The following is a 22,788-nucleotide window of genomic DNA, read 5'->3' as shown; positions in this document are numbered from 1 at the left end:
GTGTCAGTAATACTTGCTATCGAATCTTCTTGTGATGAAACTTCTGTTGCTATTTGTAACAACGGCAAAATTACTGCCAATGTTATTGCAAACCAAACTATTCATCAAAATTATGGCGGTGTAATTCCTGAGCTTGCGTCCAGAGTGCACCAACAAAATATTATTCCTGTAATTCATCAGGCATTAGCAGATGCTAAAGTTAGTAAAAAGGATATTAATGCAATTGCATTTACCAGGGGGCCAGGATTATTAGGCTCATTATTGGTAGGTGTGTCATTTGCTAAATCTTTTGCACTGGCACTGAACCTTCCGCTGATTGCGGTAAACCATATGCATGCGCATATACTCGCCCATTATATAGATGAACCAAAACCTGAATTTCCTTTTCTTTGTCTGACAGTGTCCGGAGGACATACACAAATTGTTCTTGTAAAAGACTATTTTGATATGGAAATAATTGGAGAATCGCTTGATGATGCAGCGGGTGAGGCGTTTGATAAGACCGCAAAGATTCTAGGCCTTCCCTATCCGGGAGGACCTTTGATAGATAAACATGCAGCTAAGGGGAATCCTTTGGCCTATAAATTTGCAGTGCCTCAAATCAAAGATTTGAATTATAGCTTTAGCGGCTTCAAGACCTCTATTTTGTATTTTATAAGGGCCCAGGAGAAGCAGAACCCAGATTTCATTGTCGAAAATCTTGATGATATCTGTGCTTCCGTACAGCATAGTATCGTTCAGATATTGCTTAACAAGCTGAAAAAGGCCGCTAAACAGTATGGAATTAAAGAAATAGCAATAGCCGGAGGTGTTTCGGCTAATTCGGGTTTGAGGAATGCATTGGGGCAGCTAGCAACTGATCTCGGTTGGAATGTGTATATTCCTGCTTTTGAATATTGTACAGATAATGCGGCGATGATTGCTATTGCCGGTCACCATAAATTTATGCGACAGGAATTTGTCGGGCAGGATGTGGCTCCTGCATCCAGAATGGAATTTAATCCTGTAAAATAAGCGTGTTATGAATGCAATGAGCTTCTTCTTCTTCGGCCTGATGCTGATCCCTTTTGTCTTGTTTCTGATTTGGTTGGTCAGACAGGATAAAAATAAAAATTATATTGGTTTGGTCGTATTGGCGATTGCAATAATTATTGCAGCCTATGTTGCCATTAATGTGGATCTGAAATTCATGAGTCCGCAATAGCAAATAATCTTACAGATTTATCTGATAACCCCCATTCTATTTCAACTTTTGCTTTACCCCCCGGAGCGCGAAGCGGCGGAACCCGTGGTTTTGCTTAATATTTGCGAAGACCGGTTCAACATCAAAGCACCGCTTTTTTTCGGTGTCTAATCCCTTGCTCAAGTTGAGCAACTCATGACAAATTCTACCTACTTTGGTAAGGAACATTTTTCAATGTCCTGCTGCTGAAGTGAATCCTTTTCTGTGCCCTAACCTTAATCATGTTGTTAATTCCTTAAATAAGTATACCGGTTAGCTCACTTTATGCTAAAAGGCTATTGAGCCGGTGTTAATAGGGTGTTCAGTCGGTAATTGGGTATATCAACAGCGACTCAACACCGTATCAACACCCTATCAACACCGTTTTAACCTTTAATAATACCCGGATGTGAATGCAGATTTCCATACTTTTTCAGCAAATAAAAAAGGCGTTATGCAATGCATAACGCCTTTTTATTTGTTTCCGGAATTTGTTCGATTATAATAATTCTTCCAGTTTCTCGCCTGTAACTTCTGCTCTGATCTTAGCTTCGATCTCGTCAGATAACTCAGGGTTATCCAGTAGCAACTGTTTTACAGCATCTCTTCCCTGTCCAAGTTTGGTTTCGCCGTAAGAGAACCATGATCCTGCTTTTTTAATAATGTTAAAGTCAACACCCAGATCGATAATCTCACCAACTTTTGAAATACCTTGTCCAAACATAATATCGAATTCAGCAATACGGAAAGGTGGAGCAACTTTATTTTTAACGATCTTTACTTTTACACGGTTACCTGAGACTTCATCAGAATCTTTGATCTGGGAAGTTCTGCGAATATCCAGACGTACAGATGCATAAAATTTTAAGGCATTACCACCTGTTGTGGTCTCAGGATTACCAAACATAACACCAATTTTCTCACGCAGCTGGTTAATAAAGATACAGCAACAACCCGTTTTGGCAATTGTACCGGTTAATTTCCTCAGCGCCTGAGACATTAAACGCGCTTGAAGTCCCATTTTGGAATCTCCCATTTCACCTTCGATTTCCGCTTTTGGAACCAAAGCAGCAACAGAGTCAATAACAATAACATCAATAGCTCCGGATCTGATCAGGTTATCAGCAATCTCCAATGCCTGCTCTCCATTATCTGGTTGTGCAATCAATAGATTGTCTACATCAACACCTAATTTTTTAGCATAAAACTTATCAAATGCATGCTCTGCATCTATAAATGCGGCAACACCGCCTTTTTTCTGTGCTTCAGCAATAATATGAGTCGCTAAAGTTGTTTTACCTGAAGACTCAGGGCCATATATTTCAATGACACGGCCTTTTGGTACACCGCCAATGCCTAAAGCAATATCCAAACTGATAGAGCCCGTTGAAATTGACTCAATAGATTCAGTAGGTGTATCACCTAGTTTCATCACGGCACCTTTACCGTAAGATTTTTCTAACTTATCTAAAGTAAGTTGAAGAGCTTTTAGTTTATCTGCGTTTGGATTCATCGTTGTTCTTTGTACTCGTAAATATAAAGTATTAATTATTTATGATGGTAGTTTATCTGCTAATTATTTTAGCAAAAATAAGTAATATATTTCAATCTAATGTGTTTTTTCTAAAAATATTACTATTTGTTTGAAAGTTCTCCGAGACTTTTTGTCTGTTTATTTTGTTTTTCAAAATATTTGCAGAAAGATGTGATCTCACAAATTTTGCACTTAGGTGACCTTGCTACACATACGTACCTCCCATGGAGAATCAACCAATGGTGAGCGATATGAATGGTTTCTTTTGGAAGATTTTTGACCAGGTCTTTCTCAACAGCCAGTGGTGTTTTGCCTATCGTTAATCCTATTCTGTTCGATACCCTAAATACATGGGTGTCGACAGCCATCGCCGGAGCGTTGTAAATAACGGATGCAATGACGTTTGCAGTCTTACGACCTACACCTGGCATTTTCTGCAGCTGATCTATATCAGATGGCACTTCATTATTAAATTCATTCATCAGGATGCTGGCCATACCCACCAGATGTTTAGCTTTATTATTTGGATAACTGACACTTCTGATATAGTCGAATACAATGTCTGGTGTGACCTCTGCGAGCGACCGGGGAGTTGGAAAACGTTGAAAAAGTGCTGGGGTGATTTGATTAATCCGTTTATCGGTACACTGTGCAGACAATATTACTGCAATCAGAAGCTGAAAAGGATTATTATAATGCAATTCTGTTTCTGCATCCGGTTGTTTTGCCGAAAAATGTTCGACGAAACGCTGATACCGTTCTTTTTTTAGCATAAGGGCAAAGATAAAACAAAAAAAGCTGCCTCAGAGGGCAGCTTGTTCTTTTAAACCAAATTAAAGACTTTTCGAGTAGGCCAGAATCCTTGAGATGGTTTCCTCTTGCGGATCCTTTTTAAGCTGGTCCAGCTGAGGCTTAATGTTTTCGTAAAATGCTGTATCAGACTCGTTGAAAAACTCAGTATTGGAATTCTCAGCTGGCTGGTTAAAGCACTGGTTGGTAACAGGAGTAGAGCTTATCATCATACGCATATTTATTGTTTATTGAATATGCTAATAAAACGCCACAACTTTAAATTTATTTTAAAATTTTTGGATTAATTATTTTGAAATTTTCGGTAAGTTCAAGTTACTTCTTTTACTTTCATCATTTTGCGCAGATTACTTAGTGCATAACGCATCCGTCCAAGTGCCGTATTAATACTGACATCAGTGAGGTCTGCAATTTCTTTAAAACTCAGGTCTGCATAATGGCGCATAATCAGAACTTCCTTCTGTTCATCAGGCAAAAGCTGAATCAGCATTCTTAAATCAGTGTGTGTTTGTTCACGTAGTAATTTGTCTTCTGCATTTTCTTCATGGATTTGAAGAAGATTTAGTACATCGCTACCATCTGCACTGGTAATAACAGGTGCGCGCTTTTCTTTTCTGAAATAGTCAATAACCAGATTATGCGCGATACGCATCACCCATGGCAGAAATTTACCTTCTTCATTATACCTGCCAGAGCGCAGTGTATTAATCACCTTAATAAAAGCATCCTGAAAGATGTCTTCTGCAAGGTACTGGTCTTTCACCAATAGATAAATAGAGGTATATATTTTTGACTTATGTCTTCTTAATAACTCTTCCAGGACTGATTCATCGCCCGTCAGATATAATTTAACCAGATTCTGGTCACTATAGGTTTGTAACTTCATAGGATTATCCGTACTTAATTCCCTTGCTTTTTGCTAAAAAAATACTGAGTAGATGTTTTTTTCTATAGCTATTCTCCTATGTGGTTTTTGATTGTGAGTTTCAAATTTCTGTTACAACTCCAAAAGAAGCATTTTTTTGTTAGAATTCAACAATAAAAATACTAAAAAAAAATTAATTAGCTAAAGTGCTGTATTTTTGCTGTCAGCCTGAAAACCAACATAATGTTTTTTGGTTTATATTAGCAAATCCCAGAAGGAAGTAAATGAGCAAGGAAACGGAGAAAGATCCACATCAGAATATCATCATTAAAGGGGCGAGGGTCCATAATCTGAAAAACATAGATGTAGCCATCCCTAAGAACAGATTGGTTGTGATTACAGGGATGTCGGGTTCAGGTAAATCATCACTTGCATTCGATACCTTATATGCAGAAGGGCAGAGGCGCTACGTAGAGAGCCTGTCTTCTTATGCAAGACAATTTATGGGCCGGATGAACAAGCCGGACGTAGATTATATTAAAGGTATCGCGCCCGCTATAGCCATTGAGCAGAAAGTAATTACGTCAAATCCAAGATCAACTGTAGGTACCTCAACAGAGATTTATGACTATCTGAAACTATTATTTTCGAGAATAGGTAAAACCTATTCACCGGAATCCGGAGAAATAGTCAAAAAAGATACGGTCAGCACTGTAGTCGATTTTATCAGTGGTTTGGGAGAAGAAAATGTATCTACAATTTTCTGTCCCCTTCATCCTCATAACAACAGGTCAATTAAGGAAGAACTTGCGGTATTGCTTCAGAAAGGTTTTTTGCGAATCTATCTGGATGATAAAATATTTAAAATTGAGACTATACTTGAAGACGAAAGCTTCGAAGACAAAGAGCTAAAAGATTCCGGGACTGTTAAAATATTAATCGACAGAATTGTCTTTCATAATGACGAGGAGACGCTTAGCCGGCTTGCAGATTCTATTCAAACAGCATTTTTTGAAGGTAAGGGAGACTGCTATGTCGAACATGAGGGTAAGATCAGTCATTTCTGTGATCGTTTTGAACTCGACGGCATGCGCTTTGAAGAGCCTACACCGAACTTTTTTAGTTTCAATAATCCTTATGGCGCGTGTAAACGATGTGAAGGTTATGGAAATGTCATTGGTATTGACGAAGATCTGGTTATTCCAGACAAGAGCAAAAGTGTTTATGACAATGCCATAGCACCATGGCGTGGGGAGAAAATGCGGGAATGGCTGAACAGACTGATTGCTACGGCTTCCAAATTTGATTTTCCTATACACCGTTCTTACAGCGAACTTACTGAGAAAGAGCAGCGATTACTCTGGACCGGAAACAAATATTTCGAAGGCCTTGATGCATTCTTTAAAGATCTGGAAACTCAGACATTTAAGATTCAGTATCGTGTAATGTTATCACGATATAGAGGTAAAACAGTCTGCCCGGATTGTAAAGGCTCAAGACTTAGAAAAGATGCATCCTATGTAAAAATAGCAGGGAAGTCAATTATTGACGTTGTTTTAATGCCCCTGTCCCGTATTCAGGAATTTTTTGATAATCTGGACCTAAGTCCTTCAGATGTCAAGATCTCTAAGAGATTATTGGCTGAAGTTACCAGCAGGGTGCTTTATCTGAATAATGTTGGTTTGGGATATCTTACCCTGAACCGGTTGTCGAATACGCTTTCGGGCGGTGAGTCACAGCGTATTAATTTAGCAACTTCGCTAGGCAGCAGTCTGGTCGGTTCAATTTATGTATTGGACGAACCAAGTATTGGGTTGCACCCAAGGGATACCAACAAATTAATCGAAGTCCTCGTTTCTCTGCGTAATGTTGGGAATACGGTAATCGTTGTGGAACATGAAGAAGAAATGATGCGTGCCGCAGACCATATAATTGATATTGGTCCTGAGGCAGGCACACATGGTGGTAATCTGGTATTTAGCGGTACTTATGATCAGATTATTAAAGATAAAAAAAGTCTTACCGGGGCTTATTTATCAGGAAAGGAAAAGATCGCTATTCCGGCCATGAGGAGAAAGTGGGCAAGTCATATTCTGATTAAAGGAGCCAGAGAGAATAACTTAAAAAACATAGCGGTGAAGTTTCCTCTCGGTGTTTTTACCGTAGTCAGCGGCGTTTCGGGCTCTGGAAAAACAAGTCTGATTAAAAAGATTTTGTTCCCTGCTTTACAAAAAGCAATAGGGAATTATGCAGGTGAGCAAACAGGTTTATACGACGGTATCTTTGGCGATTATGAACAGGTTAGTCAGGTTGAAATGGTCGATCAGAACCCCATTGGGAGATCGTCCCGGTCTAATCCTGTAACCTATGTTAAAGCCTGGGATGATGTCAGGGCTTTGTTTGCAGCTTTACCAGCATCGAAAGCAGCAGGCTTAAAACCAGCAGCATTTTCTTTTAATGTTGAGGGTGGACGTTGTGACGTTTGTCAGGGAGAAGGTGAAGTGAAGATTGAGATGCAGTTTATGGCAGACATCTATTTACCCTGTGAAGCGTGTAATGGAAGAAGATTTAAACAGCAGGTACTGGATATCACTTATGAAGATAAAAATGTATCCGATATACTAGATCTCACTATAGAACAAGCAGTTGGGTTTTTCGCTAAAGAGCCGAAGATTCTCAATAAGCTGCAGCCGTTGGTTGATGTTGGCCTGGGTTATGTTCACCTGGGACAATCCTCTAATACACTGTCTGGTGGTGAGGCGCAAAGGATCAAGCTGGCGTCATTCCTGATCAAAGGGAATCATGCTAGCAAAACACTTTTTATTTTTGATGAGCCGACAACCGGACTGCATTTCCATGATATTAAAAAACTGTTAATTGCCTTGAATACGTTAATTGAACAAGGGAATACGATTCTGGTTATTGAACACAACATGGACATGATCAAATCGGCAGACTGGGTTATAGATATCGGTCCAGAGGGAGGAGATGCCGGCGGCAATATAGTTTTTGAAGGTACACCTGAAGATCTGGCGAAAGTAAAAGGTTCTTATACAGGTAAATATTTAAAAGATCATTTGAAGGCTTGAAAAATGTCAGCTATTTTAAGCTAATTTTATTCAAAAACAGCATTCAAAGTTATTCAGCATCCGCTCACTAAATTTTATTTATATTAGCGGATGCTTTTTCTAACCTTTTTCCTGGGCGTTATTCTGAACTCTCTGGGATACATACCACCCGGAAATATCAACCTTACGGTTGTTCAGCTTACTATTACCAGGGGTATTAAGCAAGCACTATATTTCATAGCTGCATTCTCCGTTATTGAGGTTCTTTTTACATTTGGTGTCATGCGTTTTGTGCAATGGTTATCGAGTGAAATTGAGTTCGGGAATTATATAGATGGCGTGATGATTGCCCTTTTTCTAGTATTGGGAATAACCACCTGGCGATCGAGGAAAGAAATGCCTAAAACAGACTATTCCAATAAAGACAGCATCCGGTATGGCATGCTACTAGGGGTTTTAAATCCTATGCAGATCCCTTTTTGGCTGTTTGTCGGTACCTACCTGATCTCACATGAGTGGATTGATATCGGTTATGTGTCGCTTAGTGTATTTAGTATCGGGTCGGGAATAGGCGCGGGATTAGCACTTTACGGCTTTGCCCGTTTTGCCCAATATATACAGACAAAATTTACACTGACAACTTACGTCGTAAATAAAGCGATTGCCGGTCTGTTCTTCGCTCTTTCGGCCTATCATATCTTCAAACTGATCTACATTCATTTTATTAAATAACAATTGGCGGAAGTTCTCCAACGCTAAATAGCTTTTAGTCGCTTCTAAAAAATGTTGCTTTTATTTTTTGAGAAATTCCAGGTTCCATATCTTCTCGGCCCTGCGTCCTATAAACCAGAATGACGCTGCCAGGACACTGAAAAAAAGAGCCTTGTGCCAGGTATCCCAGAAATACTCAAAATAGCGGGTATACAGGTTTATAAAAAGAAATGTGATTCCGAATTCTCTAGCTATATCATCCCTGAATTTCAAACCTGCGAAAATACTGATACCACAGGCACTCATCGAAATCAATGCCCAATAAAACAAACTTATCTGTCTTATCCCATACCATTGATCCAGCGTACCGAAATTCCCAAAGACGGAGATCAGCCATAAAGAGACGAACAGGTAAATCATACCACCGATATAGGTAGTTTCGTAGAAGAAACTGAATGCTTTAATCTTGCGCAGCATTAAAGCCGCTGATGTAAGCAGAAGACCGAAGCATACGAATCTGAGCGGGAAATTCATTCCCAGAAAATAAAGGTTGTCACGGGAAAGATAACCAGTTTCAGTTCCAAACCATGCGCCAAAAGAGATCATAGTAAAGATCCAGATTAATCGGGATTTAAATATAAATGCAAGAATACCATAAATCAGTACTGAAAAAAGTATAAGCAGAGAAAAATGACTCTCGCCTTTTCCCAGCGCTTTACCAAGATAGGCGATTGCATTTGCTGTTAACATTACAGCGGTGAAGATCAGGGCATCATTACTGAATACTTCCATCGCCCTGGATTTTTTTCTTTTAAAGCTGATATAATACAGGTATGCTGCTGCAGCTGCAGAAATAAGACAGATGAGACTGTCAGGCGTATCATATAGTTTATAAAGATAATCGAGAACCTTGTTGTCGATTAGCAAGGCGCCGAGAGAGACGACTCCGCAAGCCATAGCAATCCAGAAAGAGTATTGGGCAAGCCGTCTCCAGTCAAAGGATTTGGCTTCATAGCTACCTTTCAGTTTTTGCGCATCAGCTTCGGACAATAAATTTTCATGCTGCCACATGTCCAGCATCTCATCTAAAAAATCACTTTTGTCCTGATCGATTTTCATATTAAAAAAACTGGAAGCCGAAAAGACGGCTTCCAAAACGAAGCTAGTTGTTTCATCGGATAAACAATGATCAGTTCATTATGTTTTTTTGAGCAGATCGGGTATTTTCTTTGTATTACCTACAATCCAGACAATGTCCTCATTTTCAAAGACGAGATTGGAATCCGGGTTGAGGATCCGTACACCATTTCTTTCAATACCGACAACAAGCCCCTGTGTCTTCTCCCTTATACCAGATTCACGGATACTTTGGTTATAAACCGGCGAAGAACTCGTAATTACGACTTTCTGCAGCGTCATATCCTTCTTCGGGAAACTGGTTTCCTGATTTTCATCTGTGACACCTTTGAACAATTCGGTAATCGCCGCTAGCTGATCATCAGTACCAATCAGCATGACTTTGTCATTTGGGTAAAGCCTTTCATCCCTGCCAGGAGTAGGAATCATTCTGTGACCCCTTTCAATCATGGCGATATTAACACCGTATTTCTCTCTCACGGCAAGCTCTATCAGAGATTTTCCTACTAACGGAGAATCAGGGGAGATACTCAATTCTGTTAAGTGAGTGTCCCATGGCAGGATTTCAGGTTGTTTTTGCAGTTCCTCACGTGCATTCAGGTTGTGCAGGAAACGATTTTCGAGCCTGTCGTAGAACTGCTGCAGCTTCCTGGAAAAGAAATACATGCCCAGAACAATCAGGCCAAATGCGATTCCCAGGGCAACCAGGGTATTATAGAACTGGAAGATCAGAAAGCCCACAGCAAAGATTGCTAATGCAATACGCAGCACTTCCAGTGCAACCAGCGGACCTCTCGTGTATTTTTTATTCAACCAGAGATGAGAATGTGCTTTACGCTCAATTCTGCGTAAGGCCAGAGCCCATAAAAATGGCGCAGTAAGGATAAATGTTAAAATCAGGCTGATCATTGTGCCGTTATTTCCGTTAATAATATTTTCAGTGATGAATGGCTGCAGATACCTTGAGCCGATAAAAATAATTGCAACTAGAATAACCAGGTGAATGATCGTGTTAAAAGTATAAGCACGGAGAAGGACTCTCCAGTCACTCATGGTAGTAATACCTGCCGTACTTGAACTGTAACGGTTGAGCGCATCAAGCCATTTCTTAGGCATTATTCTTTCCAAAAAAAGATAGAATGGCTCTGATGCCTTAATCAGATAGGGAGTTGTGAATGTGGTAATTGCAGATACTGCAACAGCGATCGGATAAAGAAAATCACTGGTAACTTTAAGCGTTACTCCTAATGTGGCGATGATAAACGAGAATTCTCCGATTTGGGCAAGACTCATACCCGTTTGTACCGACGTTTTCAGCGGCTGTCCTGATACCAGCGCACCAAGTCCGGAGCTCATGAATTTACCAAGAATAGTAGCCAGGGTAATAACCAGAATTGGAACCGCATAATCCAGTAAAATTCCAGGGTCTATCATCATCCCTACAGACACGAAGAAAATTGCAGCGAATAGATCCTTAACAGATTTAGTCAGATGTTCGATTTTTTCAGCTTGCGTAGTTTCAGCAAGGATGGAACCCATAATAAATGCGCCCAGGGCGGGAGAGAAGCCGACCTTTACCGCCAGCATAACCATAATCAGGCAGAGGGCAATAGACACAATGAGCATGGTCTCATCGTTCATCAATTTCTTAGTTGCTTTCAGGAAAGTAGGCACCAGAAAAATACCGCCAATAAACCAGAGGATTAGAAAGAAACATAATTTAAGAATCGACAGGAACATTTCCGTTCCTGCGAATTGCTGACTCACAGCTAGTGTAGATAGCAGAACCAGCAGTAAAATCGCAACCAGATCTTCTACAATCAGTACGCCGAATACCAGACCTGCAAATTTCTTATGTTTTACCCCCAGCTCTTCAAAAGCCCGGATAATAATTGTTGTCGAAGAGACCGAAAGAATACCGCCGAGGAAAATACTGTCCATTGTGGTCCATCCCATGGCCTTTCCGGCCACAAATCCAATCAGCAGCATGAAGAAGACTTCCACAACCGCTGTGATGGAAGCGGAGCCTCCGACTTTAACCAGTTTCTTGAAACTGAACTCTAGTCCCAGACTGAACAATAGGAAGATTACACCTATTTCTGCCCAGATATGGATACTTTCATTGTCAGTGACAGTAGGGATAAAGTTAATATGTGGTCCTACCAGCAGTCCGGCCAGAATGTAGCCAAGAACTAATGGTTGTTTGATTTTTTTAAAAAGTAAAGTTGTGATTCCTGCAGCAGCGAGAATCAAGCCCAGATCGGTAATTAAAACAGGTAAATGCAGCATATAAAAGGATCATATTTGTGTGTGAAATTTAAGATAAGCATCACGGAAGCTACCAAAAGACGTGTTTGGGGTAGAGCAGATGAAATATGAATTTATAATTTAATGCTGGATCGCCAATATATATACGGCTGCTAAATGCCCGTAGATACTTAATAGCACCCGCATCAAAAAGGCGCATGCTGGCAGGTGAGAACTGGCTGAACTGGATCCGGTTAAGAGTCCTGTGCTCAGTGTTGTTTAGACGAAAAAGGTGTTTGCTTTCAGAATTAGAATCCATTCTGAATTTTGAGATTATCTTTGGCGTTATATGGTGTTGAGAGACCGAAACAGCAGCATCCGATTCAAGCTCCCTGGCATAGCAGGAATTGAATATGAGCAGCAGAAAAAAAACCGTTAAAATCGATCTCATTGTTGTAAATATACAAAAATAAGGTGGTTTTTGAACGGGAAACAGATAGTTATATGGAATTATCTATCTTTTCAAAATAAGATATGGTGTCTTCCTTGTCTTTTTGTAATTGGATCTTAAGTGCTTCAAGACCAGTGAACTTGACGTCGTGCCTCAGGAATTCCATAAAGTTCATTTTGATATACTGACCATAGATCTCCCTGTCGAAATCAAATATATTGACTTCTATATTACGCGTCATTCCATTGATCGTCGGACGCTGACCGATATACGCCATACCCCGGTAATTTTGGTTTTCCATAGAAATCGTTACCGCATAAATGCCATCCGAAGGAATTAGTTTATAAGCCTGTTCAATAAATATATTTGCAGTTGGAAATCCAATTGTGCGACCTATTTTATCGCCTTTAATCACAGGGCCGTACAGCGAAAACGGATAGCCGAGATAAGTCGCAGCAAGTGCAACATTTCCATTTAACAGAGACTCTCTGATTTTTGTAGAACTAACTGCAACATCGTTGATATCCTGTTCATCTATCTGTTCCACTTCAAAGCCAAGTTTGGACGCACTTTCCAGCAATTCCTTCATACCTCCGCTCCTGTTTTTACCAAAACGGTGGTCATAACCTACAATCAGATTTTTTAAGCCTATAGTATCCACAAGAATCTCCCTGATATATTCATCTGGGCTGAGATTGGAGAAATCACGCGTGAAAGGGGTAATAATCAAATGATCCACACCAAGTTTTTCCAGCATTTCTGCTTTCTCCTCAATAGTATTAATCATTTTGAGATCCTGATTTTCAGGATCGATAATAAGCCTTGGGTGTGGAAAGAAAGTAAGGATTACGCTTTCTCCACCATTAGATTTGGCAAGATCACAGAGCCTGCTGATAATTTTGCGGTGTCCAAAATGCACACCGTCATAAGTACCAATAGTTACGACTGCATGGTCCAGTCTCTTAAATTCAGCAAGGTTATTATATATTTTCACAATCTTATTATTTAATGCAAAGCCTGGCGTTTGACCACTCCGCCTTTAATATCTGCAATTTGTTGCTGGACAATGAATGCATCCGGATCCATCTGGCGGATCTCCGAAGATAATTTACCCATTTCCAGTTTGGTCATTACAGTATACAGAATATCTATTTCTTTATGCTCACCGTAGCCACCTTCACCTTTGTAAACAGTAACGCCGCGTTTCATATCATTGATCAGAAACTGTTTGATCTCTACTGCTTTCTCTGAGATAATCGTAACGCCGATGTATTGTTCCAGGCCGTTAACAACAAAATCTACTGTCTTTGAAGCAGAAAGATAAGTAAGGATCGCATACATCGCGGTTTCTATACCGAGAAAGAGTGCGGCTACACCGAAAATGAGAATATTCAGGATGAGAATAATATTGCCAACCGTCAGCATGCTATTTTTACTGATGTAAAGCGCTAGAACCTCTGTTCCGTCAATTACACAGCCACCACGCATGGCGAGTCCTATACCGCCACCCAGAAAAAGTCCGCCGAAAAATGCAATGAGCAATTTATCATGAGTTATAGACGGGAAAGGAACCAGGAAGAGCATTGTAGCCAGTATGGCGATTGCAAAAGCTGTCTTAACTGCAAATGCTTTACCAATCTGGTGATAGCCAAGGATAACAAAAGGAATATTGATGAGGATAATCAGGTAAGAAAGCTTAAGCCCGGTTAGTGTGCTGATCAAAAGGGAGATTCCAGTTACCCCACCGTCAATAAAACCATTTGGCATCAGGAAACTCTTTAATCCGAAACAAGCAGAAATGATTCCGCATGCAACAAGAAAAAAGTCCTTAAGATGCCGGAGTGATTTGTTTTTCAGGTGGTTGTGCATAAACTAGCTATTAGCAACCGCAGAATTTAAGGTATGGAGTTCACGTTGTAACTTCAGGTAAGAAACCATATCAGTAACTTCTATGGCATCTTCAAGAAGGAAACTTCCGCTGCGGGTACGTGTGAGTTTAGATAGATAAGCGCCATTATTCAGTAATCTTCCAAAATCCGAAACAAGAGAACGGATATAAGTTCCCTTACTGCAGGCAATTCTGAAATCTACCTCAGGCAGTGCAATCCGTGTAATTTCAAATACATGTACAGTTACATTGCGCAATCGCAGTTCCTGTTCCTCACCACGTCTCGCCTTTACATATAGCCTTTCTCCGTTTATTTTAACAGCAGAGTGGGCGGGGGGGTATTGTTGTATATCACCTGTGAATGGAGTAGCAGCAGCGTAGATAGCCTCTTCAGTCAATGCGTCCAATGGAAATTCCGCGTCGACTTCTGTTTCCATGTCAAATGAAGGAGTTGTGGCACCAAGAACCATGGTTCCGGTATATTCCTTGTCTTCCGACTGAAAGGTATCAATCTGTTTAGTCAGTTTACCGGTGCATAAGATCAGCAGGCCGGTAGCCAATGGGTCTAGCGTACCCGCATGACCAACTTTTAGTTTAAGCGGTTTCAGAGAATTCCTGATTTTGCCGACCACATCAAAACTAGTCCATTTATAGGGCTTGTTGATGAGTAATAATTCACCTTCTGCAAAATTGAAGGTTCTCTCCTGTAATTTTTGTACGCTCAAAACGGTATGGTAATTAAAGCCGCAATTTACGGATTAAATAATTTGCAGGTTATGTCCGCTGTAAATAAGCGCAATAATAATCAGGCCTGCAATAATTCTGTACCAGCCAAACATGCGGAATCCGTTTTTATTCAGGTAGCCGATAAAGCTTTTAATAGCTAGCAGGGCAACTATGAATGCAACAATATTTCCTACTGCAAGCAGTTGGATTTCCTGAGTGGTGATTGTATGACCTTCCTTGTAAAAATCGAAAAGTTTCTTTGCCGTGGCTGCGAACATCGTTGGGACAGCCAGAAAGAATGAGAATTCAGCTGCCGCTTTTCTGCTTAGCTTTAGGGACATACCGCCTACAATACTTGCACCGGACCTGGATACACCCGGAATCATAGCCAGGCATTGAAAGAAGCCGATTTTAAAAGCGGTGAGGTAATTTATGTCCTCTTCGCGTTCAATCACAGGGTTATTAAACCATTTGTCGACAAAAAGCAAAATAACACCACCGACAACTAGTGAAACAGCTACTGTCAAAGGGCTTTCCAGCAGTTCATCAATTTTATCACTCAGCAGCAGTCCGAAAACGGCAGCTGGTATAAAAGCAACAAGTAATTTAAAATAGAAATCAAGACTTTTGAAGAAACGCTTAAAATAAAGCACCACTACAGAGAGAATAGCACCAAGCTGAATCACGATAGTGAATAATTTTACAAAAGGATCTGATGCGATACCCATAAAAGAGGAGGCAATGATCATGTGGCCGGTAGATGAAACCGGTAAAAACTCAGTCAGGCCTTCGATAACGGCGAGAATGATAGTCTGAAGAAAGTTCATGTAAGCTTATTTTTTCAAGATGGCATAAATACCAAAACCGAACCCGAAAAGAACGACCATTGGTGCAATCAGCGTTTTTCTAACGTCATAGATATCAGTAGTTCCGATCATCAGCAGGAAACCCACAACAACGATGGCAATACTGATTAACAGTAGTTGGTAATTTTTTTTGGTGAAAACCATTTCGTTTTTGCTATCCTGACTTGCAGGAGCGGTTCTTTTTTCTGTCATTATCTGTAAAGATCGTAAGTTTTTAATCGTAAATATCTGCTGACAGCAAAAGAAGTGCTGAAAGCCGTAATAAATATACCTATTCCGACCAGGAATAGCAGTACTATACCAAATTCAGTATAATTTCTCAAAATTACGATTTCCGGAATTTCACGCTGTGCATAGAATAACAGACCCATCAGCAAAGTCACTGCAATAATAGAAGCAATTAAGCCGTGCAGCATTGCGAGCAAAATAAATGGCTTGCGGATAAAGTTTTTAGTAGCACCAACCAGCTGCATACTTTTAATCAGAAAACGCTGTGAGTAAATAGCCAGGCGGATGGTATTGTTAATTAAAGCGATAGAAATAACCAGCAGGATAGCTGCAAAAGCCAGAATAATTAAACCAATGGTGTTAATATTCTTATTTACCATTTCAATTAATGAGCTCTGATAAATTACTTCCTTTACCACCGGGTTCTTTCCGATTTGGGCTTTCAGCGTGTCGATGCCCTGAATATTTGCATACTCAGCTTTCAGATATACATCTACTGTCGAAAGTAGCGGATTATATCCAAGAAAATTTACGAAATCTTCTCCCAGATCCTGTGTCAGGTTCCTTGCCGCCAGCTCTTTGTTTACATACTGCGTTTGTTTTACCGCTGGATTTGCATTTAGCTCCTTCTGAAATTGTAAGACATCGGCTTCTTTAGCACCTTCATCGACAATTATATTCAGTACTATATTTTCCTTCACATAATTAGACAAGTTTTTTGCGTGAACCAGGATCAGTCCCAAAACGCCTAACATCAGCAGTACCAGCGTGATACTAAAGATCGTAGAAATGTATATGGTTTTAGTTTTCTTAGAAGCATCGCTAACTTCAAATTCTTCCATGTGTCGATTGTTTGATGATTTTACAGCTGTTTTTAAACCTGAAATACCTGCCGCCATTCGCAGACTGGTCCCGGTTTTCAGGGATATGTTTTGCGAAAATAGGAAATATAAGCAAAATAATAAATTATATACTTTTAAACGGGGAAAATACCCGTATTGGTATATCTAGCCTTTATTTGTTATTTTCGCCCAATACAAAGGAATTAGCTGCAATGGATTACCAATTTAAAGAAATAGAACAGAAATGGCAAGGCTTCTGGGCTGCGCATCAAACGTTTAAAGCAGAGCAGGATTCTGCTAAGCCTAAATATTATGTACTAGACATGTTTCCTTACCCATCCGGGGCGGGTTTGCACGTTGGTCATCCACTAGGCTATATTGCTTCAGATATCTTTGCAAGATACAAAAGGCTGAAAGGCTTTAATGTCCTGCACCCAATGGGTTATGACTCATTCGGTCTGCCGGCAGAACAATATGCCATTCAAACAGGTAAACATCCCGCCCTGACAACCGAAACAAATATTAATACTTACCGCAGGCAACTGGATCAGATCGGTTTTTCTTTCGACTGGAGCCGTGAAGTGAGAACCAGTGAGCCTGACTATTACCGCTGGACACAGTGGATTTTTATGCAGTTGTTTAATTCCTGGTATAATCTGGAAACGGATAAAGCTGAGCCGATCAGTTTATTGATTGAGAAAATCAGTACTGCAGGGTCGGCTGGCCTTAAAGCTGTGGCCGACGAAGATATTTTGGATCTGGCACCGGGCGACTGGGCTAAGTTAAGTGAAACAGAGCAGGAAAAAGAGCTCCTGAAATACAGGTTAACTTATTTGCGTGAATCTACAGTTAACTGGTGTCCGGCACTGGGTACGGTGCTGGCTAATGACGAAGTTAAAGAAGGTTTTTCTGAAAGGGGCGGGCATCCGGTTGAACAGAAGAAAATGATGCAGTGGAGCATGCGTATCTCTGCTTATGCTGAACGTTTGTTACAAGGGTTGAATACGATTGACTGGCCGGAACCGATTAAAGAAATGCAGCGGAACTGGATCGGCAAAAGCGTTGGCGCCAGTGTAAGGTTTAAAATAGAAAACCCACCAGCAGGACTTCCTACTGATCAGATTGAAGTTTTTACGACAAGAGTGGATACTATCTTTGGCGTTTCTTATCTGGTTCTTGCGCCCGAACACGAACTCGTTTCTGCATTAACTACACCAGAACAGGAAGCTGCAATACAGCAATATATTGCGCAGACCAAGAAAAAATCTGAACTGGACAGGATGGCTGATACCAAAACGGTTTCGGGAGCCTTCACAGGTACATACGTAATTAATCCTGTTAGCGGAGAAAGAGTGCAGCTGTGGATCGCCGATTATGTACTTGCTGGTTATGGAACAGGAGCCGTAATGGGTGTGCCAAGTGGTGATCAGCGGGACTGGTTATTCGCCAGGCACTTTAACCTGCCAGTAATACAGATTCTGGATGCGCAGCAGGACATTACCTTGCAGGCAGATTTAACCAAAGAAGGTAAGTATGTTAATTCTGGATTTATCAATGGCATGCATTATCAGGAAGCAACGGCAACCTTGAATGAATGGCTGGAGAAAATGCAGGTTGGTAAAGCAAAAATAAACTATAGAATGCGCGATGCCATTTTTGGCAGACAGAGATATTGGGGTGAGCCTATTCCTGTTTACTTTAAAGACGGCTTGCCTTATTTAATTAAGGAAGACGAATTGCCTTTATTGCTTCCTGATGTAGATAAATATCTGCCTACAGAAAGTGGTGAGCCACCGTTGGGCCGTGCACATGAATGGACTTACGAAAAGCAATATCAGTATGAATTAAGTACAATGCCAGGCTGGGCAGGTTCGAGCTGGTACTGGTACAGGTATATGGATAACCAGAACGAAAATGCTTTCGCATCCGAAGATGCAATCGCTTACTGGAAAGATGTAGATTTATATATCGGCGGCGCTGAACATGCAACCGGACACTTATTATATAGCAGGTTCTGGAATAAATTCCTGAAAGATCTTGGGCATGTGAATGAAGAAGAACCTTTCAAAAAGTTAATTAACCAGGGCATGATCCAGGGCAGAAGTAATTTTGTTTACCGTGTAGTCGCAGAAGACGGACGAGGTACGCAGACGCTGGTTTCCCATGGATTGAAAGATCAGTATAAGACAGCAGCTTTGCATGTCGATGTGAATATTGTCGAAAATGAAGTGCTGAATATTGCGAAGTTTAAAGAATTCAGACCTGAATTTGCAGAAGCCGAATTTATACTGGAAAATGGAAAATACATCTGTGGTGTAGAAGTCGAGAAGATGTCTAAGTCTAAATTCAATGTTGTTAATCCTGACGTGCTGATCGCCGGCTATGGAGCAGACACGTTGCGGATGTATGAAATGTTCCTAGGACCGTTGGAGCAAAGTAAACCATGGAACACAAATGGAATAGAAGGTGTATTTAAATTCCTGAGAAAATTCTGGCGCCTGTTCCATAATGATCAGTGGGAGTTTAGTGTCAGTGATGCCGAACCGACAAAAGCAGAATGGAAAGCATTGCATAAAATCATTAAAAAAGTACAGGAAGATATCGAACGTTTTTCTTTCAATACTTCTGTTTCGAGCTTTATGATTGCAGTAAATGAACTGACAGATCTTAAATGTAATAAGAAAGCGATTTTACAGGAATTAGTATTAGTGTTAAGTCCTTATGCGCCGCATATCACAGAAGAGCTCTGGTCTCTTTTAGGAAATAACGAAAGCCTTTCCGGAGCAGTTTACCCAGAATTTAAACCTGAGTATCTGGTGGAAGATGAATTTAGTTATCCCGTTTCTGTTAACGGAAAGACCAGGACAAATCTCAATTTGAGCCTCGCCCTGGAGTCCGCTGAAATAGAGGAACTGGTATTGGCAGATGAAACTGTTCAAAAATACCTTGAAGGTAAGACCCCTAAGAAGGTAATTATTGTAAAGGGAAGAATCGTCAACATCGTTATCTGAGACGGGAGTAGACCCTGACCGGTACACGTTTTATAAAAAATGCCCTGGAAAATATCCGGGGCATTTTTTTTCACCGGTCTTAAACGACGGTTTACCGGCGTATAAATGTTATTTATATAGAAAATATTCCGCCGAAGCTGTAACAAAAATAGATTTGCAGAGACTAATCACCCATAAGAACTAAAACTACTATAAAACAATTCATGAAAAAATTTCTACTCCTATTATTAATGTTCGGTGTTATGCAGCAGACAGCCAGTGCTCAGTTTGGCCTCGGAGGTGCTCAAAAATCGACTATCACCGGTAAAATTACTGCAGTTATTGTCGACTCCTTAACACAGACACCAATAGATTATGCCACTGTATCACTAATTCGTATTAAAGACAAAAAATCCGTGAATGGTGCTATCACGGATGCTAAGGGAAAAGTTGTTCTGCAAAATATCTCACCAGATAAATATCAGCTGAGCATTGGCTTTATGGGCTACAAAAGTAAAACGATTGATGTCGAGACTACAGCCGGTAAACCAGACCTTAATGCAGGAACTATCGCTATTTCTGGTACTCAAAGTAATTTAAAAGAAGTTGCCATTGTAGGGACAACGCCGTTAATTGAGAATAAAATTGATAAGGTTGTATATAACGCGGAGCAGGACGTAACTACTGCAGGTGGAAATGCGGGGGACGTTATGCGTAAAGTTCCTATGGTAACCGTTGATATAGAAGGAAACCCATCACTTCGTGGAAGCTCTGCAGTTAGAGTCCTGATTAATGGTAAGCCCTCCGGCACGATGTCTAATAGTGTAGCAGATGCGCTTAAGATGATTCCTGCCGAAGAAATTAAAAGCGTTGAGGTCATTACCAGCCCTTCGGCAAAATACGATGCAGAAGGCTCGGGTGGTATTATTAACATTATCACCAAGAAAAAGACGGCTCAGGGTATCAATGGAAATGCAAGTATAGCAGGAGGCACCAGACAGAATAATGCAAATTTTGGTTTAAATGCTAAAAAAGGACGTTTAGGATTTAACAGTAATTTCGGGGGCCAGTATGCAATTCCGCAAGATACAAGGGTCATCATTCAAAATGATAATTATGCAACTGACAGGTCGATCTCACAGATAGGAACGACAAAGGCCAAACGCTACGGATTTAGCGGCAGCGCCGGACTGGATTATGATATTAACGGATACAACAGTTTATCCACCAATATTAAATACAATGAGTTTTCAATGAAAACGAATGGTGTGATGGATGTGCTGGAAAGATTAGCTGCTACATCCGATACTTATCGTCGTCCGACAGATAATGAAAATGGTTCCAGTAACATTGACTGGAGTGCCGATTACAGAAGAACATCAAAAAAAGAAGGTGAGGAGTTCACTGTTTCCGGACAGGCAAGTTTCGGTAGGAATACGGCCAGATATAATACTTTCAGAGAGGCGTCAGATGGAACTATTTCAGAAAGACAAGATGATAATAATACCGGTAAAAATAATGAATATACGATTCAGTCAGATTACATTTATCCATTTAGTAAAGATCTGAAACTGGAGACAGGAATGAAAGGTATTTTCAGAAACATCAGAAGTAAATATGAAGATACAAACCAGGACTTTGATTATAATCAGAATGTTGGTGCCGCTTACGGTGTGCTGAATATTAAACTAGCTAAAACTCTCGATCTGAAAGGAGGCCTGCGCGCTGAATACACAGATATCAGCAGTGTATCCGGAAATGCAATTAATTCGTCTAATAACTATTTTAACCTGTTTCCAAGTGCGATCCTTTCGAAAACACTGAAAGGAAACAGTACTTTGAAGCTGAGCTATAACAAAAGGATGCAGCGCCCGAGTCTGTTTTACCTGAATCCGTTCCTTAACCAGGCCGATCCGGAAAACAGAAGTCAGGGTAATCCCGACCTGACGCCTGAGATTAGTGATCTGATTGAATTAGGTTATTCTACATTTATCAAAGGATCTGTAATTAATGCTTCTGTATTTTACCGGAATACAAGGGGTGTAATTGAGAGTCTTTTCGATCCGAATCAAAAATTGACTTCATACTATAATATCGGTACAAACGAATCTTTTGGGGCTAACGTCTTTGCCTCTTATAATCCGTTGCCAAAATGGACGCTGATGGGTAATTTCAGTATGAATACTTATAAGCTCACCAATTCTCAAACTAAAGTGAGTACTGATCTTTTCGTAAATTATACAGTGTTTGGTCGTTCTGCAATATCCTTTAAAGGAGGTTGGAATACAGAGATCTTCGCGGTTTATAATGCCGCAAAAAGAACTTTCCAGGGTGAAACAGGAGCAATGGTATTCTACGGTGGTGCATTCAAGAAAGATATTATGAAAAAGAAAGCCACTGTTGGTATCAACGTGCTGAATGTATTCTCCAGAGATCTACATATCCGTACTGAAAACAGCGGTCCGCAGTTCCTTCAAAGCACAAACGTCTATTACCCACTGCGTTCTTTTGGGGTGAACTTCAGTTATAAATTCGGTAAAATGAATTTCAACCCATCAACTAAAAAGAAAAAAGGGATAAATAATGATGACCTTAAGCAAGGAGAGACCGGCGGCGGTATGGGCGGTGGTATCCAGCAATAAAATATTTCTATACAGATTGACGAAGGCTGCCTTTTAAAGGCAGCCTTTTTTTATTCGGCCCGCTTTCGTTACTTTTGCGGCAAGAAAACGCAAATTATGTCCTTTTTAACTGCAGTGATTAATAGTGTCGGAGATGAGAGTATCCAGGAATATTTACAGGAAAGGGTAGATATCATCTTGCATAAGATTAAATTTATGGAGCCGGTGCCGGTAATTTGCTTGAATCTGGATAATCAGGCCGATTCTGTACTTAAGCAATTGCTGGAAGCAGCTGGTTGTTCAGTGCAAGACGATCCCCTGCAGGCCCGGATTCTTATTTATCATCAGCCAAATACAGGTATCCCTGAAATGATGGGCCAGGTTCCGCAGTTGCTGCAGAAAGAATGGCCGGCAGTAGAATATAATAAAGTTTATCTTTTGGAAGATGCCACTGCTGCGTTCAGCGATCCTCAGTCCTTGGTAGATGCTTTTGAAGATATAGCTGAAATCCTTTATCCAGGGTATTTCATTTTCGGAAACGAGGGGAAAACCTGGATGTCATTTGCAGTTTAAAATCTAGGG

At 40.4% G+C, this 22,788-nt stretch carries 19 protein-coding genes and 1 pseudogene; 7 read left to right on the top strand and 13 right to left on the bottom strand.

Annotated features, from left to right (window positions below; genetic code table 11):
• Entirely contained in the window at window positions 1-1,014 is a 1,014-nt protein-coding gene (tsaD, locus tag BM192_RS17050) for a tRNA (adenosine(37)-N6)-threonylcarbamoyltransferase complex transferase subunit TsaD (protein ID WP_037437890.1), read from the top strand.
• 7 nt (window positions 1,015-1,021) lie between these two features.
• Window positions 1,022-1,204 carry a hypothetical protein gene (locus BM192_RS17045; RefSeq protein ID WP_037437889.1) on the top strand — a complete coding sequence of 61 codons (183 nt, stop codon included), beginning with the start codon at window positions 1,022-1,024 and terminating at the stop codon, window positions 1,202-1,204.
• Here BM192_RS17045 and BM192_RS21415 read toward each other — a convergent pair.
• From BM192_RS21415 to BM192_RS17020, 5 genes and pseudogenes are all read right to left on the bottom strand, one after another.
• Window positions 1,188-1,348, bottom strand: a pseudogene (locus BM192_RS21415) (transposase); the annotation flags it as partial. The gene BM192_RS17045 and the pseudogene BM192_RS21415 overlap by 17 nt on opposite strands.
• Window positions 1,349-1,721: 373 nt before the next feature.
• Window positions 1,722-2,735, bottom strand: coding sequence for a recombinase RecA (recA, locus tag BM192_RS17035; protein WP_037437888.1), 1,014 nt, complete (start codon window positions 2,733-2,735; stop codon window positions 1,722-1,724).
• Window positions 2,736-2,857: 122 nt separating this feature from the next.
• Window positions 2,858-3,529, bottom strand: coding sequence for an endonuclease III (nth, locus tag BM192_RS17030; protein WP_074591283.1), 672 nt, complete (start codon window positions 3,527-3,529; stop codon window positions 2,858-2,860).
• 60 nt (window positions 3,530-3,589) lie between these two features.
• On the bottom strand, window positions 3,590-3,784 hold the full coding sequence (locus BM192_RS17025; RefSeq protein WP_037437884.1) for a hypothetical protein: 195 nt from the start codon (window positions 3,782-3,784) through the stop codon (window positions 3,590-3,592).
• A 92-nt stretch (window positions 3,785-3,876) separates the two neighbouring features.
• On the bottom strand, window positions 3,877-4,452 hold the full coding sequence (locus BM192_RS17020; protein WP_037437883.1) for an RNA polymerase sigma factor: 576 nt from the start codon (window positions 4,450-4,452) through the stop codon (window positions 3,877-3,879).
• Between the two features lie 263 nt (window positions 4,453-4,715).
• Here BM192_RS17020 and uvrA point away from each other — a divergent pair, with 263 nt between their 5' ends.
• Window positions 4,716-7,520 carry an excinuclease ABC subunit UvrA gene (gene uvrA / locus BM192_RS17015; protein WP_037437881.1) on the top strand — a complete coding sequence of 935 codons (2,805 nt, stop codon included), beginning with the start codon at window positions 4,716-4,718 and terminating at the stop codon, window positions 7,518-7,520.
• 90 nt (window positions 7,521-7,610) lie between these two features.
• Entirely contained in the window at window positions 7,611-8,231 is a 621-nt protein-coding gene (locus BM192_RS17010; protein WP_037437879.1) for a lysine transporter LysE, read from the top strand.
• A 60-nt stretch (window positions 8,232-8,291) separates the two neighbouring features.
• Here BM192_RS17010 and BM192_RS17005 read toward each other — a convergent pair whose 3' ends face one another.
• The 8 genes from BM192_RS17005 to BM192_RS16965 all read right to left on the bottom strand — a co-directional run bounded on the left by BM192_RS17005 (window position 8,292) and on the right by BM192_RS16965 (window position 16,595).
• The gene (locus BM192_RS17005; RefSeq protein WP_037437878.1) at window positions 8,292-9,329 is read right to left on the bottom strand and encodes a hypothetical protein; all 1,038 of its coding nucleotides are present in this window, start codon (window positions 9,327-9,329) and stop codon (window positions 8,292-8,294) included.
• A 78-nt stretch (window positions 9,330-9,407) separates the two neighbouring features.
• Entirely contained in the window at window positions 9,408-11,636 is a 2,229-nt protein-coding gene (locus tag BM192_RS17000) for a monovalent cation:proton antiporter family protein (RefSeq protein ID WP_037437877.1), read from the bottom strand.
• 458 nt (window positions 11,637-12,094) lie between these two features.
• Window positions 12,095-13,039 (bottom strand): bifunctional riboflavin kinase/FAD synthetase, encoded by a 945-nt coding sequence (locus BM192_RS16990; protein WP_037437874.1) that lies wholly within the window; start codon window positions 13,037-13,039, stop codon window positions 12,095-12,097.
• A gap of 11 nt (window positions 13,040-13,050) precedes the next feature.
• On the bottom strand, window positions 13,051-13,914 hold the full coding sequence (locus tag BM192_RS16985) for a YitT family protein (RefSeq protein WP_037437873.1): 864 nt from the start codon (window positions 13,912-13,914) through the stop codon (window positions 13,051-13,053).
• A gap of 3 nt (window positions 13,915-13,917) precedes the next feature.
• Window positions 13,918-14,658 (bottom strand): tRNA pseudouridine(55) synthase TruB, encoded by a 741-nt coding sequence (gene truB / locus BM192_RS16980; RefSeq protein ID WP_037437872.1) that lies wholly within the window; start codon window positions 14,656-14,658, stop codon window positions 13,918-13,920.
• Between the two features lie 33 nt (window positions 14,659-14,691).
• Complete coding sequence (locus BM192_RS16975) at window positions 14,692-15,486, bottom strand: undecaprenyl-diphosphate phosphatase (protein ID WP_037437870.1); 795 nt, start codon at window positions 15,484-15,486, stop codon at window positions 14,692-14,694.
• Between the two features lie 6 nt (window positions 15,487-15,492).
• Window positions 15,493-15,717, bottom strand: a complete 225-nt coding sequence (locus BM192_RS16970; protein ID WP_037437869.1) for a DUF3098 domain-containing protein — start codon at window positions 15,715-15,717, stop codon at window positions 15,493-15,495.
• Window positions 15,717-16,595: a cell division protein FtsX gene (locus tag BM192_RS16965; protein ID WP_037437868.1), complete on the bottom strand. Its 879-nt coding sequence runs from the start codon at window positions 16,593-16,595 to the stop codon at window positions 15,717-15,719. Before BM192_RS16965 ends, BM192_RS16970 begins: the two co-directional genes overlap by 1 nt.
• A gap of 212 nt (window positions 16,596-16,807) precedes the next feature.
• Here BM192_RS16965 and leuS point away from each other — a divergent pair, with 212 nt between their 5' ends.
• The 3 genes from leuS (at window position 16,808) to BM192_RS16950 (ending at window position 22,779) form a co-directional block, all read left to right on the top strand.
• The gene (gene leuS / locus BM192_RS16960) at window positions 16,808-19,606 is read left to right on the top strand and encodes a leucine--tRNA ligase (protein ID WP_037437899.1); all 2,799 of its coding nucleotides are present in this window, start codon (window positions 16,808-16,810) and stop codon (window positions 19,604-19,606) included.
• Window positions 19,607-19,809: 203 nt separating this feature from the next.
• Window positions 19,810-22,227 carry a TonB-dependent receptor gene (locus BM192_RS16955; protein ID WP_074591298.1) on the top strand — a complete coding sequence of 806 codons (2,418 nt, stop codon included), beginning with the start codon at window positions 19,810-19,812 and terminating at the stop codon, window positions 22,225-22,227.
• A gap of 96 nt (window positions 22,228-22,323) precedes the next feature.
• Entirely contained in the window at window positions 22,324-22,779 is a 456-nt protein-coding gene (locus tag BM192_RS16950; protein ID WP_037437866.1) for a hypothetical protein, read from the top strand.
• Window positions 22,780-22,788 lie beyond the last annotated feature (9 nt).

The sequence above is a fragment of the Pedobacter antarcticus genome (genome assembly GCF_900112985.1).
Taxonomy (GTDB): Bacteria; Bacteroidota; Bacteroidia; order Sphingobacteriales; family Sphingobacteriaceae; genus Pedobacter; species Pedobacter antarcticus.
Note: the sequence above shows the minus strand (reverse complement) of the source record. Positions and strands in the feature narration are given on the sequence as shown.

Bases quoted from the DNA above. Each gene is read 5' to 3' on its own strand.
- BM192_RS16955 (WP_074591298.1), top strand. From the start codon at position 19,810: ATGAAAAAATTTCTACTCCTATTATTAATGTTCGGTGTTATGCAGCAG.
- BM192_RS17045 (WP_037437889.1), top strand. From the start codon at position 1,022: ATGAATGCAATGAGCTTCTTCTTCTTCGGCCTGATGCTGATCCCTTTT.
- leuS (WP_037437899.1), top strand. From the start codon at position 16,808: ATGGATTACCAATTTAAAGAAATAGAACAGAAATGGCAAGGCTTCTGG.
- BM192_RS17010 (WP_037437879.1), top strand. From the start codon at position 7,611: ATGCTTTTTCTAACCTTTTTCCTGGGCGTTATTCTGAACTCTCTGGGA.
- BM192_RS16985 (WP_037437873.1), bottom strand. From the start codon at position 13,914: ATGCACAACCACCTGAAAAACAAATCACTCCGGCATCTTAAGGACTTT.
- BM192_RS17020 (WP_037437883.1), bottom strand. From the start codon at position 4,452: ATGAAGTTACAAACCTATAGTGACCAGAATCTGGTTAAATTATATCTG.
- BM192_RS16975 (WP_037437870.1), bottom strand. From the start codon at position 15,486: ATGAACTTTCTTCAGACTATCATTCTCGCCGTTATCGAAGGCCTGACT.
- BM192_RS17000 (WP_037437877.1), bottom strand. From the start codon at position 11,636: ATGCTGCATTTACCTGTTTTAATTACCGATCTGGGCTTGATTCTCGCT.
- BM192_RS16970 (WP_037437869.1), bottom strand. From the start codon at position 15,717: ATGACAGAAAAAAGAACCGCTCCTGCAAGTCAGGATAGCAAAAACGAA.
- BM192_RS16965 (WP_037437868.1), bottom strand. From the start codon at position 16,595: ATGGAAGAATTTGAAGTTAGCGATGCTTCTAAGAAAACTAAAACCATA.
- BM192_RS17005 (WP_037437878.1), bottom strand. From the start codon at position 9,329: ATGAAAATCGATCAGGACAAAAGTGATTTTTTAGATGAGATGCTGGAC.
- BM192_RS16950 (WP_037437866.1), top strand. From the start codon at position 22,324: ATGTCCTTTTTAACTGCAGTGATTAATAGTGTCGGAGATGAGAGTATC.
- nth (WP_074591283.1), bottom strand. From the start codon at position 3,529: ATGCTAAAAAAAGAACGGTATCAGCGTTTCGTCGAACATTTTTCGGCA.
- recA (WP_037437888.1), bottom strand. From the start codon at position 2,735: ATGAATCCAAACGCAGATAAACTAAAAGCTCTTCAACTTACTTTAGAT.
- BM192_RS17025 (WP_037437884.1), bottom strand. From the start codon at position 3,784: ATGCGTATGATGATAAGCTCTACTCCTGTTACCAACCAGTGCTTTAAC.
- uvrA (WP_037437881.1), top strand. From the start codon at position 4,716: ATGAGCAAGGAAACGGAGAAAGATCCACATCAGAATATCATCATTAAA.